Consider the following 17,698-nt stretch of genomic DNA (forward strand, 5'->3'; position numbering starts at 1 on the left):
ACCGTGGGATCATCGCACGACGGCCGGCGACCCTAGAACTCGGTAGACTTCCGCGGGATCGGTTAACCCAGCCTGGACGCATTGATTGGCACGTTGGTGCAGATCGATCAATCCAGCCTGGTGGGCAGCGTCTCGCATCACCCGCGTCGACGAACCCGCGGTCAATGCGTCCGCTAGGGCATCGCCCACCGGATCGTTTCCGTCGAACCGTACGCAGTTGGCGATCGCGATCTGGCCGCGGTAGCCAGTGCCCAGGCAATTTTCGCAGACCGCAGCGTCGACTTTTGATGGGGCGTTCAATGACGTCGCGGTCGCAGCCGTGTCGTCCGGTGGGGTGAGTGCGGTTGGTGTGTCATTGGGGGGCGCACAATCACTGCATCGGCGCCGCAGCAACCTCTGCGTGACGATGGCGCGGATGCCGCTGCGAACGATGTACGCCGGGATGCCAAACTGAACCAAACGCCGCAGTGATGCAGCCACGTCGGTTGCATGCAGCGACGAAAAAACCAGATGCCCGGTCAGCGACGTCTGCAGAGCCGCTTCGGCAGTTTCTGGGTCTCGGATCTCGCTGACCAACAGCACCTCGCTGTCCTGGCGGACGGCGCTTCGCAGCGCCTTGGCCAAAGTCATGCCGGCCGAAGGATCCAGTTCGCTTTGGCTGATGTCCGCAATGATCGATTCCACCGGATCTTCGATCGTGACCACGCTTCGGCGTGGCGCACTGGACGCGATCAAACGTAGCATCGCGTATAGGGTCGTCGTCTTGCCACTGCCCGCTGGACCCGACAACAAGATGGCACCGTCGGTTTGTCGGCATAGATCGGTTAGATTCGCGGCAACATCATCCGCCAACCCCAACGAAGGCAACCGATCATAAGCGTTGCTTTTTCGTAGCAACCGAATGGTGGCACGGGGCCCATGGATGGTGGGATAGATGCCCAGCCGGATCGACGCACGATCGTCCGGCGCCGTGGATTCTAAACGCAGTCGCCCTTCCATCGGTTGACCACTGCGATACGTCGGCAGACCGGCCATCACCATCAACCGCTTCACCGGGTCGCTATCGCCTCCCGATCGGATCGGTTCAGCCGCGGACAGCACTCCATCGATTCGAAACATCACATCCCAGCCTTCGGCGCGAGGCTGGATGTGGACGTCGGATGCGTCGCTAGCGACCGCCGCCACGATCAATTTATCGACCACGTCGATTGCGTAGTTAGGACTGCGAGGGTCTAAGTGATCGACCGAAAAAGGAGACAATGAATCGGTTGGCATCATGGACCTCGGCGGATTGCATCAAACGATCAGGCAACCTTTGCACTGACATCGCGTGAACCGATTCATTCTATCGCTTGCCCAGGTCCGCATGGGCGATGGTGCGCCGTTCGGCACTTCCCCGCTGCAACCCCCGCAGGTCCGGTCCGCGATCGGCGGATGGAACGATGGGCGCATGGAACGATGGGCGCATGGAACGATGGGCGCATGGAACGATGGGCGCATGCAAAACGCCGACTTCCAAGGAAGCCGGCGCTTGCGATAGGTTCGAATCAACATCGTGTCGGTTGATCGTTCATGACGATCGGTATCACGCGTCAATTGTACTTCAATCCATTCCCTTCGATCAGATTCCAATATCGGGGACTCAGGATGCCAACACGCGGTGGCAATTCACTAGGCTGCGTCTTTGTTACGCTTTCCCTTGCCCTTGCCTTTTCCTTTGCCCTGTTGGTTCCCCTCTTTGGTCAATCGCACCAAATTCTTGGGCAGTTTTTCTTTTTGCTCGTCCGTCAAAAGTGCGATTGCGCTCTTTTGAAATTTGTTGCGAGCTTCATTCATCTTTGCGATCGCGGCAAGATTGGCTTCGGAAAGTCCGGATGCTTCGGCAACAGCAGTGGCAAGCTCTTTGCCTTTCTTGCCCGAATCTTTCAGCGATTTCATCGCTTCCATTCGCTTTTTCATGATCGCCGGGGTCAAACCCGTCTCTTCACGAATCGACTTCATCGATGCGTCGGCTGCTTTCCCCAGGGTCTGAATCTTTTCAGTTTGTTCGGCCGTCAAGCCAACCGGTTCAAGCACCTTGATCAGTTGAGTGGCGGCATTTCGTTGGGCACCAGCCTTGCCCTTCCTCTTGCCCTTTTCGCCTTCTTGGGCAACTGCGGGGAAAGCAACCAATGTGACTAGCAGCGCAACACCGAGCAACTTCGAACTCATAGGAAGGACTCTCAAGAAAATGGTGACGCTCGCCCTTGGTATACAGGACGAGACCGGTACGGGGCCGCCTGCTACCCAGCGTCGGCGGCCTAAGAATTCACCCGAAAAGAACAGAACGCCTGACAGGTGAACTCACCCCATTGTAACCCTGTGCGGTGACGCAAGGTTTCGCCAGAAAGGCCTAAGCTGCGGAAAATATGGCGCCGATTCGATCAGGTCAAGGTTTGCCCACCGTCCACGCTCAGGATTTGCCCGGTCGCCATTTTGGTTCCGATCGCAAAGAAAACGACCGCGTCCGCGATGTCCGATGGGTCGGACGCCTTGGGGATCGGATAGTCGGCGACCATCGCATTCAAATCCCAGTCCGGATTCCCCTCCAAGATCCACCGACTGTTGATGGGGCCGGGACAGACCGCGTTCACACGAACGTTGGGCGCCATCACTCGTGCCAGCGACTTGGTCATCGTATTCAAGCCGCCTTTGGTGGCACAGTATCCGATCGACGAACCGGAACCCGTCAGCGCGGCGACCGAGCTGACGTTCACCACGGATCCACCATCGCCCTGTTTCAACAAATTCGCGGCGGCTCGGGTGACGAAAAATGGTCCCTTCAAATTGACGCCAAGCATGCGGTCCCACATCGCTTCGGTCAGCCCATCAAGATCCCCGTGGTCTACAAAGCTGGTGGTGGCCGCGTTGTTGACGACCACGTCCAGACGGCTGAAACGCACTTGGATCGTGGCGATCATCGCGCACACTTCGGTGTCGACCGAAACGTCGCACTTCACCGCGATGGCATCAACGCCAAGCTGGACTGCATCAGCCACCGTTTGGTCGGCATCTTTTCCGCTACGCGAATAGTTGACAACGACGTTGTATCCGCGGTCGGCAAACTGCAGCACGCATGCGCGGCCGACGCCGGTTCCGCCTCCGGTGACCAATGCAACCGGGCGATCAGAGTGATTCATAGTTCGTATTTTGATGGTGGAGCGAATCGGGAACAATCAAGACAGCAGTCTAACAAAACGAATCCGCGGTTCCTGCCCGCAGGTGGTGTCTGCGAATGACTGGGACGATCAATTCTGGATGCGCAGCAATCGAGCTTCCCCCGACTGGATGCGACGAAGTTCTCCGTTGACCTCGACCAACAAACTTCCGTCGGAATCAATCCCGACGCACTGACCGATCGATCGTTGGCCGCCATCATCGAACGAAATCGATTTGCCAGACAGAACACAGCGACTGCGGAACTCGTCGACGACGGTGACGGAATCGTCGGCCAGCATGCCGATGGTGTCCAGAATTCCGGCGACGATCGGTTGCAGCAGATCGTAGCGGCTGATTCGGCGCCCAGCGATCTTTGCGACGGACGTCGTCGGTTGGGCGCCGCTTTGCAGGGATAGGTCCGGTGCGGTTTCAATGTTCAGCCCGACACCGATCACCACGAAGTCCAACGACGCCGAAGCTTCTAACAGAACGCCTGCTAACTTGCCGCCCGCACACCGAACATCGTTGGGCCATTTCAGGGATACCTTCACCGGTGCCAATTCAAACTCGATCACGCGAGCGATACCGACACCCACAGCCAGGGGAATCAAACGCGACTGAGGATTTGTTCCAGGTTCCCAAGGCAGCAAAATCGACAGCGTCATTGACGAACAATCGCTTTGCCATGTTCGACCATGGCGTCCACGTCCCGCGGTTTGAAGGTCGGCTAAGAACAGACGCGGCGTGATTGGGGGGGCCAAACCCGGTTCGCGGATTGCTTGCAGGGCGATCGAGTTCGTCGATGAGGTCTGTTCGGCGTGCCAGGCGGATCCCAATGTGCCGTCATGCAACATCGCTTCGATGCTGCGTGTTGCTGATGAATCGACATCACCTAGCGTCGTCAATCTGTCCTGGTCCGATGGAAAGTCGCTCATCAAAAGTTGCTCTTTACAAGGCTGCGATTTGCAACAGCAATCCGCCGATGAACACCACCAATAGGACGACAGCGACCAGCCGCCACAGTGGCTTGGTTTCCGTATTGGTGACCCCTGTCCCAAAGTTGTCCTCGACGAAACTTTCGTAATCAAAGTCGTCGTCGTCGTCCGACTGGTCGTCGAAATCGGAATCGTATTCGTCGTCATCGTTCATAAGGTCGATGATACCCGTCGGCCCGACCGCTGCTAGTCCCAAAGAATCAAGGTCAAACGGGGGCGAATTTCAGGGCAAAACAATCCTCTGGGTTCCACGGGGTTTCATGCCGATACGCTGGGATCGAAAAAGTTCTCACTACAAGACCGAAACGGCCTCGCAATCACTTTGCTTTGCCCGTTACAAGGGAAATCGAAAGTGATCGACCCATCCGCGTCGCCGAATGATTCGGTTCGACGGACTCGGTGGACCGCTTTCTTGCTGCATCCCGACGACGCGAATCCCATCTCGCATCGAACCTGTTTGGGTCTGATGCGATCGGACCGCGATGCTATCCCGATGTGAAGCACCTTCCCGTGCTTTCCGGCGGGCCGGTTGGTTCGTCGGTGGTGGTTTCGGACCCAACTGTGAAACCCCCGTCGCAGCAAACTTGAGTTGAATTTGAACATTTGGCTCAACCTTCCTAACCCGCAAAGTCGATACATCCACTGAAGCCTGTCCTTCAACCTGTCCATCTTCATGCTTCCGATTTTGACGAGCCGACCAACGATGTCGAACCCCGCCTTGCGACTGTTTCCCACCAATCATTCCAGCGACCGCCGCGAGCGAGAGCTTGATCGAATTGCTGGGACTGCCGATGCCAAGACGGTTGTGATCCCGCTAGGGAAAATGGTTCCGCTGTTGTTGGAAGCAGCAGCGGACGATTTAGCCTGGCTAAACGATTTCGCAAACGATTCGGTCCGCATTGATGTCGACCTGTACGACGTCCTGCTGGCCTACAAACAAATGCGACAGTCGGCTGCTGCCTGAACAAACCATTCGCGATGCGATTCGCCTGACGCGACGCCATCGTTGAACTAAAAACTGAACGCAAATACAAAGGACTGAAGATGCGATCGATTGCTGTGATCAACCAAAAGGGTGGCGTCGGAAAGACGACCAGTTCAGTAAACTTGGCGGCCGCACTTGCCATGGCGGGACGCAAGGTATGCGTGATGGACCTGGATCCCCAAGCCCACGCATCGCTTCACCTCGGCATCACTGCCGTCGACGGCGAGCCCAGCATGTACGAAGTCCTGTGCGGCGAAGCTTCGCTGTCACAAGCCAGACGTCAAGTCAACGAAAACCTGTCGGTGGTCCCAGCCAACTTGGACTTGGCGGCTGCAGAATTGGAACTCGCTGGCGAAGTCGGTCGCGAAATGATTCTGCGCGACAAGATGGAAGACGACGACGAAAAGTTCGACTACATCATTTTGGATTGCCCGCCCAGCTTGGGCGTTTTGACCGTGAATGCATTGGTCGCCGTGGGCGAAGTTTTCTTGCCCCTGCAGCCACACTTCTTGGCACTCCACGGCCTTAGCAAGCTGTTGCGCACCATCGAAGTCGTGTCACGACGTCTGAACAGCGGTCTGCGTTTGTCGGGCGTCATGCTGTGCATGTACGATTCGAACACGCGTTTGGCCGCCGAAGTCAGCAATGACATCGAAGAATTCTTTCAAGCAAGCCAATGCAGTCGAGAATTCTTTCGGGGGGCAAAGTTCTTTGACACTCGCGTCCGACGCAATATCCGCTTGGCCGAAGCGCCTAGTTTCGGGCAGTCGATCTTTCAATACTCGGCGGAAAGCAATGGTGCCGCCGATTACCAGTCGCTGGCCGACGAAGTCATCGCTCAAGAAAAATCGCGGATCGTCGGTCCGATCCGAATGGCTGCCTAGTTGCAGGTCTGCGGTTCGATTGACGTCGATGTATTGTTCCGTCGAGAAACTTGCCGTCGGCAAAAACTTGCCGTGATCAATCCGGTCCGTGATGGTCCCGACAAGACACGCGCAAGACTAGATCGTTTTGGTCAAGGACACCTGTAATTTGCATTGGCCCGGATCGACCGTTTCACCGCGGCGGTACTTGGTCAGCAGCCGACGAGATTCTTCGGCCAGCATCCGGCGGACTTCCCGTCGCTTGCCTTTGACGCGTGGGATTGCCATGTGATCGTAGGCGGTGGTCTGGTGTCGCATCCACGCGATCACCGCGGATTCCGCTCGACGTTCAATGGGAATGCGCTGGGTTCGCGCGACCGTCCCGCTGCCAACCGGTGTCGCGTGCTGCGTCACCGCGGTGGCGAACCGGACGGCCAGATCCCGATGCTGTGGGGCGAAGTTCAAAAACGCGACGACCGCGCCCAAGAAGTCTTCGACATATTCGGCCTGCTTCTTGTCTCGCCGCGCCGCATCGGCCACTTTGCGTTTGGCGTAGGCGTCCGTGGAACGCTCGACGTCCAGCTTTGCTTTGGCTGCCGCAATGGTTTTGCCATCGGCCCAAACGCCTTGCGAAAACGTTCGCCGCCCTTTTTTTTCTTTGACCGTGTACGTCGGTCCCGCCGCTTTGACCCGGCGCGTCAGTCCGGCGTCGCCGGGCGGCAGCAGTTCCCACCCGCCTGGCACTTGGACCACGGTTCCGTCCGGCATCGTCACGCTGCGTTCGTTCGGACCGGGGGCTACATCCTTGCTTTGATTCGTCATGGAATCGTCTCGTCGGGGTGGGAACAGTTTTGGCGCAACGGCGAGCCGTCAACTTGCAATTGATCCGTACCCTCGTCAATCCCCACCCTCGTCTATCTTCAACCAACCTCTCGGCGGACTCGTTCTTTACGCACGATCCGAACCACAGGACGTGCATTCATTGGGACCGTTAGGGTTGCCCGTGATCCCATTGATTGGCCACCAACTCACTGCTGGCCCGAGTCCCCATGGCTCCCCAAACTCCGTACGGGCTGGGGCTTCCCGGCGGCGTTGGCCCAGCCAAAAAGACCGTCGAAGAATCGTGGTCGCCCGCGTCGACGCTATCGGACACAAACGTGACCGCCCCGTCCGCCATGCCGACGTGAACGCCGCTTTGATGTCGACTGCTGGGCGGCAAGACCCCCGTGCTGTCGTCCCGGTCTTCACGAAGCACCAACGGTTGATTGGGAGGCAGGATGGTGTTGAAAGCTGTGTAAAGAGGCATGCCATCGGCCCATCGCAATCCACGGCGCGCACTGGGGATGGCGACAATCCCAGGGTTGGAAACCGCCATCGACCAGAACTCGGGACGATCGGGATCGATCAATACCGTTTGGAATATCCAACCAGGGTCTTTCAACAGCACATCCTTGGCTGCCATCTCTTTCTTCGATGCGACGACGGTGGAGCCTTTTCCCGCTATTTCATATCCGGCGGAAACGACGGCCGGCAGGGTCCGAGTGCTGGAATCGCCTAAGTCGGTTGCGATTTCCCCCATCATGATCGTATGGCTGCGGCCATCGGTGATGTCCGAAAAACGGACGGTCGTTCGCGGGACAAAGACGCCTCGCATGGCCGCATTGCATCGCTTGGCAAGCTCATCATCGATCACAAACGTTCCGCCCACGTCTTTCATCGGTCCGCTGTTGGCGCAATCGATCCCGTCGCCGATGCAGACCGCATAGTTGGATCGCCCCATGCCAGGTCGACCGAATCCTGGGTCGCTAGGGCAACGATAGACGGCGACTTCGTGATACCACAATTCATAGTCCGCGGATGTGGATGGGCCGCCGGCCGGCCACATGTCTGGTGGCGTGGATGAATCGGCTCCGTCTGAATTCTCGCCATCGGATGATTCGTTTTCGAACGCCAGCTCGTCTTCATAGGGCATGCCGTAATATTGGCTCGATAGCTGATCGGCGCGATACCAGTCGCGTGAGCGAGGTTGGTGGAGGTCATTCCAGAGTGCGTCGTTACTAAGAAAAGGAAGCAACGCGACCAACGTGCTGAGTCGACGATCGTTGTCCCGATTGGCAACCGTGCTGCCGTCGGTTCCCGCAAGCTGGGTGGGCAGTTGTTTGAAAGCGTCGTGGTAACCCGATACGCCGAGACCGACCTGCATCAGATTGTTCGCACAACTGGTGCGTCGCGCGGCTTCGCGAGCCGACTGAACGGCAGGCAGCAGCAACCCCACCAAAACTCCTATGATCGCCACCACGGCCAGCAATTCGACCATCGTGAATCCACCGCCACGAATGCGACCACAGGGATTTGTACCGCGAATGCCATCGGGGCGACGCATGCAATGGTTGCCCATGCAGTGGTTGCCCATGCAGTGGTTGGTGGACCACTGCGGTGACGGGCCCAGATCCGTGCGGTGCAAATCATCACCGATCGAATGGTTGCGCCGCGACCGGTTTCGTCTCTGGCTCGACGTCACTGATAAAGATCGAAACATTGTCATCCCCGTACCGAAGTTGGAGTTCTCTTGGAAAAGACAGTTTGTCTTGTCGAGAGTCCAGAGTCAAGTTCGCGTCGACGAAAATGCGGCAGTCCAGGCCGGAACCCTAGCCGCCCCGGTGGCGGGCTGCAGCGATGGGTCTGTCTATCGCGGCACCGCGTGCCTCATCGGGCCGCGCGCCTACTCGCCCCGGTGGCGAGATGCGGCGATGGGGCTGTCTATCGTTTCACCGGGTGCCTCATCGGGCCGCGCGCTTTAGTTAGGTTGACGCGCGGGGCGATGCCCACGCGGTTAAACGAGGGGCGTGCTTGGGGGTGGGTTTGGGGTCCGCTTCTATCGTTTCACCGCGTGCCCAGCGGGCCGCGCGTTTTAGTTAGGTGGACGCGCGGGGCGATGCCCACGCGGTTAAACGAGGGGCGTGCTTGGGGGTGGGTTTGGGGTCCGTTTCTATCGTTTCACCGCGTGCCTCAGCGGGCCGCGCGTTTTAGTTAGGTGGACGCGCGGGGCGATGCCCGCGCGGTTAAACGAGGGGCGTGCTTGGGGGTGGGTTTGGGGGCCGTTTCTATCGTTTCACCGGGTGCCTCATCGGGCCGCGCGCCCACTCGCCCCGTGGCGGGATGCAGCGTTGCGGCAGCCCATCGAGAGTCCAAAACGCTCTGCCGTTAGGATGGAACCCTAAGGGGTCGCCGATCGACGCGGTGATTGGAACGACGCGATTTCGACTGAAAGCGTTCCCCAGGCAAAATCGGGGGCCAGACTGGACGGTTTCGATCGATCGGCATAGGATGAACGTTGTTGCAAACTTGCGACCGATCGACCCGGCGGGTTTTGTTCCGCCGGTGATCTCTGTCATGGGGGTGATCTGGATTCGACCGGATGATTGGAAGCGATGGCTTGCGTGTCGTGGTTGATCAGTTGGCCACGTAAAAAGCTGATCACAATTTTTTAATTGCAAACGAAAGTTTCGCTCTGGCAGCCTAATTACAGGCTACCCGGACTGATGGGGGCCGCCGAAGTCGCCTGAATGTCCGTCACAATTTCGGATCGCTCGCCGTCCTACTCGAGACGCGGTGAGCTAAAAAAGTTTCGAGTTAGCGGATTTCGGAGCCTGTCAGGCAGCGCCGACTGAAGCGAAGAGCTTCTTCAGTGAAGTACAAATAGTCAGACTACACACGTAGACGGTCTCGTGGACGCATCGCGGGACGCGGGTTCGATCCCCGCCGCCTCCATCCGAAAGGTCACTTGCCATTTCAGCAAGTGGCCTTTTTTGTTGGAAACCAAGCATAGGACGGGGCTGATGGCTCTGGCACGCGCTCGAAGCCCCTTAGATTTGCGAGCGCAGCCTATGCTGCAGTGAGAATCTTCACGCTAGGCACTGATAAAAAAAGAGTGGTCGTTGCGCCGAAGTAGCAACGGCCTTCCCAAGTCCGTCAACGAGGACCCGTCGCCCACGTAGGACGGCCTTTCCAGGCCGTCAACATTTCGCATCGACGATTCCCGATGATCCATCGCCGGCCATGCCTCCGCCGTTGTCGAGTGCCACGCTAGCAAGTTTTCCAAGCTCAGCAGGCCGACCAAGCTGCGGGTTGAAGTGCGTAAAATCCGCCTTGTCACTGCATACGACGAGAGCTTGGTAGCACACGACGGCGCGATCCGCCTGCAAACGCTGCCAAGCCTAGCACGCCACGGTCGTGGAGAGTGCTGGGAAGGGCGAGCACCCGGAACGCCTCAACGTGCAGACGCTCAGCAGCGGAGTGTTGTAGCCTTGCGAATTCTTCTATCCACGGAGGCATCCATATCCAATCGTTGGGATGCAGCTGGGCACGACTCAATTGTTGGCGAAACTGCTCAACGGTCATTCGGACATCCTCCGCAAACGGCACTTCCTGAGCGTGAACGTGCGTTCGATGCCCTGAGGAGGGTCGTGGCAGTAAAAACACCGAACGGCCCCGCGAAAGCACCGCCTGTTCTTCCCGCTCGCTTGGGCTAGGCGTATCATGCACGGGCCAGCCGGGCATAAAAGCATTTATTCCCGCCCGACCCGGGCCATCATCATTTCAAACCCCGCCTGAGCCGGGGAGAATTAATCGTCCGTCGAGCTCCAGAATGCTGCTTAGCCCACACCGTCAGTCCGAATGAAGCCGCTGAGCATCCGCGACCTCTTTGCCGTAACGCTTCTCGTTGCCGTTCACATCGCAGCCTGCAAGTTCGCCGTTGCGTTTCGCCACTCGGCTCTCACTAGCATCGTGATACTAATGCCAACCGCGATCACGATTTGGACTCAACGACGGATCTCATGCTCGTTCACTGCTGGATCATTTTTGCACTATTGCGTCACGGTTGTTTGGGCATTCTTTTTCGGTCTGACGTACTCGTTCTTCTACATCCGTGCACCACGTGACTTCTTTGAAAAGGACAGCGTCGGAATGGAGTACCCAATCACGTATGGCATGTTTTCAGTGGAAATCTGGGCGGTGCTTGGAATCGTTACGTCACTGCTCTACGGGTGCGTCGGGTATGCCGTCGTGACTTGGTTTCAACGCGGCGGTGACGTAGAATTGACTCCCGAATCAAACACAAAGTCCGACGAACCAAACGTTGGACCGGAGACCTCGAAAGACTCGTTGGGTGATGGTTGATCATCCGCTCGGTCCCGGTCAACGTCGCCGTTCTGTAACTGAGTATCTCTTGAAGCCTTCAACGCGAACGCGCGTCTCATGGATGTCAGTGATCACGGGTGTCGCCGTCACCATCGTTGGTTGTTTCTATTCGATTGCACTTCGCAATCCCGGCGGTCCACCAGTATCGGCTGGAGACGCCCAAGGTGCCATCCAACTTGCCTACATTTCATGCGGCATAGGCGCGACCATCGCTTTGGGCGTTCCGGTTATCCTCATGCTGCTCGCCTACCTTGAGCGTTCACGCGCCAATGGCGGTGAATAGCCTTTCCAATTTCATCCCTACGGAATTCCAGCAACGCTGCCGCCGATCCAGTATGCTTATCGGATGGCCGACGAAGGGCAGAACCAAGCGATTCACCGAAGTCGCGGGCCGTGTGGATACAAATGGAAAACCAATCGTCGCGACTCGGTGATCGCAGGCCGCTACCCCACACACTGCATGGAAACACCGCCACAACGATCAGGGCGTTCGGATCTTTCGGATCCCGAATTGCTGCTATGCGACTTCCTTTGGGAACATACCGTGATGACACGGTGCCTCGCGGACGACGTTTACCCACTGCACATGAACGTCGGCTACTCGCACGGCCTAACTCGTGCACAGCTTCATGCGACGCTCTCTTGCATGATCGATCGTGGTATCGTTACGGCCTCTGCAGCTTTGGCCGACGCTGACTCCTCCGTGACGCTAACCGCTTCCGGCGGTTCACGATGGGAACTGGAGCGAAACCCGCAATGGGATTGCTTCATTTCACAACGTGGCAACATTGCTGACAATCGGCTGACGGTCGTCACGCTAACTGAACGACTTGGAAGGCACTACATTGGCGCTCGAATTGCAGCTGACATAGAAGTACAGTCCGGTCCCATCGCTGTTCGGCGATATGTAAATCTCAATCTACTTCCTTGGCGGCACTTCAAGGATTTGACCGTTTTGCGATTCGCTTGCTATCCTACTGGCTTCGGCCACCCTCAATGGGACATTTACTACGAGCGCCGTTCTTGGTGGACCACGCTCGCCGAACTGTCCTCGTTCAATGAAAACCGGGGATCACCAGGAACTACACCCACTTTCTACCCATGATCGGGGCGAATTGCGATGGTCTGGGAAAGATGGGGAGGGCGAGCGAATGTTCCTTCACTGCCACCCCAAAGCGCAGCGTTGTAAGTTTGATCTCCACGCGATGGTGACGGAGCGGTGGTGGTTGCCGTTTTCGTTTCCTTGCAAGCCCACACATCGCTACCGTTCGTCGCATTGAAATAGTCGCATGAATCGCATCGCCGAATGCAAGCTTGGCGCTTCTCAAGCGACCAAAACGCCACGTGTCTTTGCATTGCCGTTTCTCAACCTGAGCTAGATCCGCGATGCACGCACGCGACGACATTTCGCACACTCGTCGAATTCGATGGACTCTGCAAACCAGGATTCATTCGTGGCGAGGGTTCACTGCAATCGCTTGCGTTGGCGTTCTCCTTTATTCGCGATTGAATCTTTCGACGTTAGGACCAAACATGCCTTCATGCCGAGCTAGCAATTGAAGTTCTCTATCGTTTCCCTCATCACTGCAACGCTGATCGTCGGCATCTCGCCGTTGAACTTAATCGACTCATGATCGGTGCGCCTGAGTGCACCCGAGCGGATGCAACGACGACGCCACTTTGGCGATGCATGATGATCGGGTTCTTTTTTTCGGCTCTTCCGCCGAATCGGTGGGTGGAAATGGTATATGGCCGGTGTGAGATCGTTGTCGGGCGTCGACCTCGGTTCGGGCTCAGCAGAATGGGTCTGCCCCTTCCGCCTCGCCGTCGCATCGACCTGGGCGGGGCCAGTGTCAGGCCGATGCGACGGCGAGGCGAATGAGCCTGCGCGCTCACGCAAATACTCTCGGTGGTTTTCTCCTCGCTCGCCGTGGATGGCCAGCGTGGTGACTCCTCGACTGTTTTTGATTCAGATCGCTATATGCAAGAATGCACCGTGTTGCTGCCAGTGGAGACGCCCCCAACGCCCACCGTCGATGAGGAGGCGGGGCCAGAGGAGGCGGCTGAGGAGTCAACACCGCCGTGCGTCCATTGCGGCGAGCTGATGGAGTTGGTGCAGTCGAGCTTCAAGCCAAGTTGGCGTGAAGTGATGTTCAGCAAGTACCGGCCAAGCTGGTATGGAGATGGCTAGCAACCAGCGTCGCTTGCACCCACCACCATCAGTGGGCTGCCATTTCTTTCAGAGAAACCAGAGGTTGCATGCTGCGCAAAGATCCAGAATCGCAGGCAAAGCAGAGCGGTCAGGCCCCAACACGGTTCTCACCTGGTGGGACAACTTGTGATCGGTGTCGTGCTTGGAGTAAACTGGCAGCGTTTCGGGAGCAACCAATTGGATTGATTCCGCATAGGTTTCCCCCAGGTCGGCGATCATGAGTCGACAAAGTTCAACGCACGATCTGTCCGTCAGCCAGGCGGCATCCCCAACATGCAGCACTGGGGGTTTTGCGCCTGGCCGAAGGATAGTTCGCAATTCGTTATCGCACTGACACTGGCGAGCGCTTCGGTTGAAGGCTAGGCGGGCGACACGAAGTTTGATCGGTGCGAGACGCTCGCTACCGATGCATCACCAGCATTCTTGCATCGGATCAACCGAATACGTCGTCAATTAGGTGCCCGATGAGTCAGGAAGCTAGAAGTATTGGTCTAGAGGCTTACGTGCACGCCAAGGTGCGCTGCCACGAACGACCGATCGATTCGCCGCTGATTTCAGGAGCTCGTGCCGGCGGCTTTCTCTATTTCATTGCGTCTCTGCTGTTTTACTACCTTGCGAACGTGTACTCGTCGCTGCAGATCGGCGGATACTATCTGAAAGAGCCGACGAAAGTGCTTTTTTGGATCACCATTGGCGGGGCGTTCTTTGGAGCGGCGGTGTTTTGGATCTTGTCGATCACGGTTGCACGCCTGCGAGTGACGTTTGACGGTGCCCGAGTGGGATTTCTCGTTGGTTTTTTCGTTGGCGCTGGGCTGGGCGCGGCGCTTTCCATATCCACTTCTCTGGCGGCGAATCCTTGGCAGATCGAAGCGGTGCTGACTTTGCAGGCGGGGGAGTTCAATGGGGCGGCAATCCGTGCTGGATCGATGTTCGCAGTCGTCGGTGCTTTCGTTGGTGCGATTCGATCACGTCCCATAGCCTTGCCGAACGATACGCAAGTGCCAAGATTCTTGGATCGAAACCAGCGTGCACGTACTTTTGTCTTTCCAAATTCCCAATGGGAAAGATCAACTCAACTCGTTGACCGAGAGAGGTTTCAGTTCGGACTGGGTCGTATCCTTGTGCTGACTGCCGTGATCGCGTTGGCAATTGCGATCCCGCGGATGATGTATGTTCGGCTGATGTCGATTCCCGTGGTTGCGCATTACGCTGGCGCTGAAGTGCTGATCCCCTTCTTTGTGTCCGTCCTGATCTTCGTTACACCTTACGTTGTTTGGGTGACATTTCGCGGACCTCAGGCTTTCACGAGCCTTGCGACGGCATTGGGCCGCTGGATTCATTTTCGGAAAATATCTCGGCCACCCGGTGGACGCAACCGTTTCCCCGACTGAAATTGGCGCATGACAGTTCGGACGTTCGACCTGCTACTCCTTGTTGTCGCTTTCGCTGGTGTGTTCGCGGCACAGCGATTGACGGCAGCACCGGCGATCTTCGTCTCGGTGGTGATTTGCACGTTGTGCGCTGCGGTTAGGTCGGCATGTACATCCGGGATTTCGCCGCGCATCACCGCAACTGTCGTCTCCGTTTCAGCCTACTGGCTGCTACTCCTGATCCGGGGGATCGCTTACCCGTTGGTATTAGACGGTGGCACCGATCGGCTCTCTTCATCGATTCGCTACATTGATCCTCCCTTGTTTTTCCTGCTTGTCGCAGGATCAACGATTATGGTCGGATTGCTTGGGCTGCTCGTCGGGCACTATTGTGCAATGTGGCGAGATCACGGCTGGAGGCATATCTTCGATAAGCCAGGCGGGTAGACGAACGTTTGTCCGGCGTGGTCGATGCTTGCACGATCGAATGGATTGTGGACGAATACGAAGCTGTATGTCCCGGTAGGAATAATGCACTAGAGATTTCGGCTGAAGGTGAACGTGTCCTTCGTCGCGCCGAACTCGCCCACGCTGCTCGATCCGCCGACGGTTTCCCGGGACGGTATTCTTGGAAGGCGGGTGACAATCATTCGCAGCAGAGTCCGCGAGGTCATATGCTGATGTGGAGAGTCGCTCGCGCGGCCCCGCTGAACCGTTCCGTTCTGCCAGAATTCCGTCACACTGAAACTTTTTGAGGTCCAGAATGAGCTGTCGTCACTTCGCTCTGTGGGCGGTTCTCTACACGCTTGCGGCCTTTGCTTCTGAGCTACCCGCCCAAAGTTCAACGCCGGTGTCGATTGCGCGGCAGCGATTCAACCAGGTGTTCGTCAAGGTGATCATGCCGGTCACCGCTCGCACTGTGATGCAGGATGGGCCCGTCGTCGAGTCCTGGGTTGCAGAACAACTTAAAGAGCTGGGCGGGTCCGAGTATTTCGCTGTCACAGGCTGGGTGCCTATTTGTGACGGGCTGCTTGCGGACGACGAAGTCGACAATTGCGTTTGGGATGGTCGTCTTGTCGGCGAGAGCTCTGTTACCTTTTGCCATGTCGGCGGCGACCTTCCTGAACGCAAAGATGGCCGCGTGTTGGTTCTCGTTCGTGGCTGGGATCCAGGCGGGGGACACGAAACGAGGGTCACGCTGGTGGATGAACCTGGCACTCGAGTCGTCGAGCCGGTGCTGCCTCGTTCTACCCTCGGAAAAAGAGTGCCGATTCCGGGTGAACAGCCGCTGGCTTATGTGGCCGTCCTGATTGGGCCGCCACCTCGAGAGGGCGCCACGTCACAGCGCAATGACGAATAGGCAGAACCGTGCGGTGATCCGTAGCCGTCGATCACAGGGTTTGTGAAGTCAACGTTTTTCGACGTCGGACCGATGACCGCCATCATTATCCGACTCCATCGATCGCTATTTCAACCCGTATCACGGAACATATCGGCAGAAGGCAATCGCAAGGTTCGGCGACGTATTTACCTGCGGCGAACTGACGTCCATAAACGTTCTTCCGACATCTCGAGCGTACCGATCGATCTCGGAAACCGTTTGCAAAATGTGCGGTTCCATCGGTTATACTGATTCGACATAGACACCGATTGGGTCAACTGTTCGTGATTTTGATCATTGGGTCACATCCCGTTGACGGAAAAGTTCACTGTGTTTTGTTGCTTCAATACTTTTGGGCTGCCTGGGGACGGTGATGAATCATGCGATGAATCCGATCGGCAAAATCGGGCGTCTTGAAATCGACGATCCATTGTCGTCGCTGGCTGATCGGCAGCCTTCCATCCAAGAACATAATGTCTGATTCCAAGAAATACATTCCGCTTTCGGAACGTCTTCAGCAGGACGTATGGCACGACAACTTCGTGCCGAAATACTCTGCGCTCGCATCGGCAAAGCCAAGTAAGCTGGTCTTGATTGGCGTCTGGTTGATCTTTGCGCCGTGGGCGCTAGGTGCGATTGCTGTTGGACTATCGACACTGTCGGATTCGCCCGATTTGGGGACTGCCGTGCTGTCCTTGATCGGGCCGATTCTGTTCTGCATGCTCGCTGGCGCGATTCTGTTTGTTCAGACGCGACGTTACCGAATCGCGAAATTGCAATCGGACGACGACGGCGAGGAAGCGGAAGGGGCTCGTCACGATCCGGACGAGGGTGTGACCAAGGCATGAACCGGAGCAGCCGACGGCGTGATTGCAATTGGAACATCTTGGGCGGTCGCCCGGTTATGGCCGCCGTTGCCCGACTGAAACCCCATCCTTTTCGAATTGGAGACTGCAATGGTAATCCAACGCTTTCGCTGCTTACTCGAAGCCACGTAAACGATGGTCAACACACCGCTTTCCCAGCTACCAAACCGTCAAGCCGTGGACGCTCGGCGAGTTCACCGAAGACAGTAAACACAACTTAGTTATCGCATTTGAGATCGCGGGCGGACCGGTCACCGAGTTGGTGGCTGTTGACTGCAAGGGCCGATTTCGCGTTCACGAACTGAAAACTGCGTTGAATGGTGAACTGAAACCGGTTCTCAACGGGGATGGCGTTCTCTATTACATTGTCGACGAGGTCGTCTATGCATTTAGCGGAAGGACCGGCACTTGGGACTCGTACAACGTACCCGGTCTCCCCGGGGTCCGATGGGTCGATGGTGCTGGCCACGTTCCGAGTATCCAAGAACATGGATTTGATACCGAATCCGAAGAGGGGATCGTGGTTCGCCGCCCAGACGGGATCGCCCGATTTCTTGCAGACAAAGGGCTCTGGCAATTCACTCCATCGAACACAAATGCCGGCGGGTAATCATGCCGTGCAACGA

16 protein-coding genes and 1 other RNA gene are annotated in these 17,698 nt (G+C 57.1%); 9 read left to right on the forward strand and 8 right to left on the reverse strand.

What is annotated here, in order from left to right:
* Positions 1 to 9: 9 nt before the first annotated feature.
* The 5 genes from K227x_RS10745 to K227x_RS30445 form a co-directional block, all read right to left on the reverse strand.
* Complete coding sequence (locus tag K227x_RS10745) at positions 10 to 1,278, reverse strand: GspE/PulE family protein (protein ID WP_246146733.1); 1,269 nt, start codon at positions 1,276 to 1,278, stop codon at positions 10 to 12.
* Positions 1,279 to 1,671: 393 nt separating this feature from the next.
* Positions 1,672 to 2,211: a Spy/CpxP family protein refolding chaperone gene (locus K227x_RS10755; protein WP_145169492.1), complete on the reverse strand. Its 540-nt coding sequence runs from the start codon at positions 2,209 to 2,211 to the stop codon at positions 1,672 to 1,674.
* Positions 2,212 to 2,423: 212 nt separating this feature from the next.
* Positions 2,424 to 3,179 (reverse strand): SDR family NAD(P)-dependent oxidoreductase, encoded by a 756-nt coding sequence (locus K227x_RS10760; RefSeq protein WP_145169493.1) that lies wholly within the window; start codon positions 3,177 to 3,179, stop codon positions 2,424 to 2,426.
* Between the two features lie 108 nt (positions 3,180 to 3,287).
* Positions 3,288 to 4,133, reverse strand: coding sequence for a biotin--[acetyl-CoA-carboxylase] ligase (locus tag K227x_RS10765; RefSeq protein ID WP_218933923.1), 846 nt, complete (start codon positions 4,131 to 4,133; stop codon positions 3,288 to 3,290).
* A 13-nt stretch (positions 4,134 to 4,146) separates the two neighbouring features.
* On the reverse strand, positions 4,147 to 4,347 hold the full coding sequence (locus tag K227x_RS30445) for a hypothetical protein (RefSeq protein WP_218933924.1): 201 nt from the start codon (positions 4,345 to 4,347) through the stop codon (positions 4,147 to 4,149).
* A gap of 549 nt (positions 4,348 to 4,896) precedes the next feature.
* Here K227x_RS30445 and K227x_RS10770 point away from each other — a divergent pair.
* Both K227x_RS10770 and K227x_RS10775 read left to right on the forward strand, forming a co-directional pair.
* Complete coding sequence (locus K227x_RS10770) at positions 4,897 to 5,157, forward strand: hypothetical protein (RefSeq protein WP_145169495.1); 261 nt, start codon at positions 4,897 to 4,899, stop codon at positions 5,155 to 5,157.
* Between the two features lie 80 nt (positions 5,158 to 5,237).
* Positions 5,238 to 6,062, forward strand: coding sequence for a ParA family protein (locus tag K227x_RS10775; protein ID WP_145169496.1), 825 nt, complete (start codon positions 5,238 to 5,240; stop codon positions 6,060 to 6,062).
* A 117-nt stretch (positions 6,063 to 6,179) separates the two neighbouring features.
* Here the strand turns inward: K227x_RS10775 and K227x_RS10780 are convergent, their stop codons facing one another.
* Positions 6,180 to 6,863 carry a DUF2293 domain-containing protein gene (locus tag K227x_RS10780; RefSeq protein WP_145169497.1) on the reverse strand — a complete coding sequence of 228 codons (684 nt, stop codon included), beginning with the start codon at positions 6,861 to 6,863 and terminating at the stop codon, positions 6,180 to 6,182.
* Between the two features lie 169 nt (positions 6,864 to 7,032).
* Positions 7,033 to 8,424 carry a DUF1559 domain-containing protein gene (locus tag K227x_RS10785; protein ID WP_145177690.1) on the reverse strand — a complete coding sequence of 464 codons (1,392 nt, stop codon included), beginning with the start codon at positions 8,422 to 8,424 and terminating at the stop codon, positions 7,033 to 7,035.
* A 1,012-nt stretch (positions 8,425 to 9,436) separates the two neighbouring features.
* Between K227x_RS10785 and ssrA the strand changes: the two genes are divergently transcribed.
* The 5 genes from ssrA (at position 9,437) to K227x_RS10810 (ending at position 16,185) form a co-directional block, all read left to right on the forward strand.
* Positions 9,437 to 9,815: a transfer-messenger RNA gene (gene ssrA, locus K227x_RS10790) on the forward strand.
* Positions 9,816 to 10,838: 1,023 nt separating this feature from the next.
* Positions 10,839 to 11,222, forward strand: coding sequence for a hypothetical protein (locus K227x_RS10795; protein WP_145169498.1), 384 nt, complete (start codon positions 10,839 to 10,841; stop codon positions 11,220 to 11,222).
* Positions 11,215 to 11,526, forward strand: a complete 312-nt coding sequence (locus K227x_RS10800) for a hypothetical protein (protein WP_145169499.1) — start codon at positions 11,215 to 11,217, stop codon at positions 11,524 to 11,526. The genes K227x_RS10795 and K227x_RS10800 overlap by 8 nt, the downstream gene beginning before the upstream one ends.
* A 2,393-nt stretch (positions 11,527 to 13,919) precedes the next feature.
* On the forward strand, positions 13,920 to 14,846 hold the full coding sequence (locus K227x_RS10805) for an iron ABC transporter permease (protein ID WP_145169500.1): 927 nt from the start codon (positions 13,920 to 13,922) through the stop codon (positions 14,844 to 14,846).
* Between the two features lie 742 nt (positions 14,847 to 15,588).
* Positions 15,589 to 16,185 carry a hypothetical protein gene (locus tag K227x_RS10810; RefSeq protein WP_145169501.1) on the forward strand — a complete coding sequence of 199 codons (597 nt, stop codon included), beginning with the start codon at positions 15,589 to 15,591 and terminating at the stop codon, positions 16,183 to 16,185.
* 364 nt (positions 16,186 to 16,549) lie between these two features.
* On the opposite strand, the gene K227x_RS30450 is transcribed toward K227x_RS10810, so the two are convergent.
* Entirely contained in the window at positions 16,550 to 16,693 is a 144-nt protein-coding gene (locus K227x_RS30450; protein WP_218933925.1) for a hypothetical protein, read from the reverse strand.
* Between K227x_RS30450 and K227x_RS10815 the strand changes: the two genes are divergently transcribed.
* Both K227x_RS10815 and K227x_RS10820 read left to right on the forward strand, forming a co-directional pair.
* A complete protein-coding gene (locus K227x_RS10815; RefSeq protein ID WP_145169502.1) occupies positions 16,680 to 17,054 on the forward strand; it encodes an SPW repeat protein in 375 nt (124 codons plus the stop codon). The two genes, K227x_RS30450 and K227x_RS10815, sit on opposite strands and share 14 nt — an antisense overlap.
* Positions 17,055 to 17,385: 331 nt before the next feature.
* On the forward strand, positions 17,386 to 17,682 hold the full coding sequence (locus tag K227x_RS10820; RefSeq protein ID WP_218933926.1) for a hypothetical protein: 297 nt from the start codon (positions 17,386 to 17,388) through the stop codon (positions 17,680 to 17,682).
* Positions 17,683 to 17,698: the final 16 nt, after the last annotated feature.

Source organism: Rubripirellula lacrimiformis (assembly GCF_007741535.1).
In the GTDB taxonomy this organism is placed as follows: Bacteria; Planctomycetota; Planctomycetia; order Pirellulales; family Pirellulaceae; genus Rubripirellula; species Rubripirellula lacrimiformis.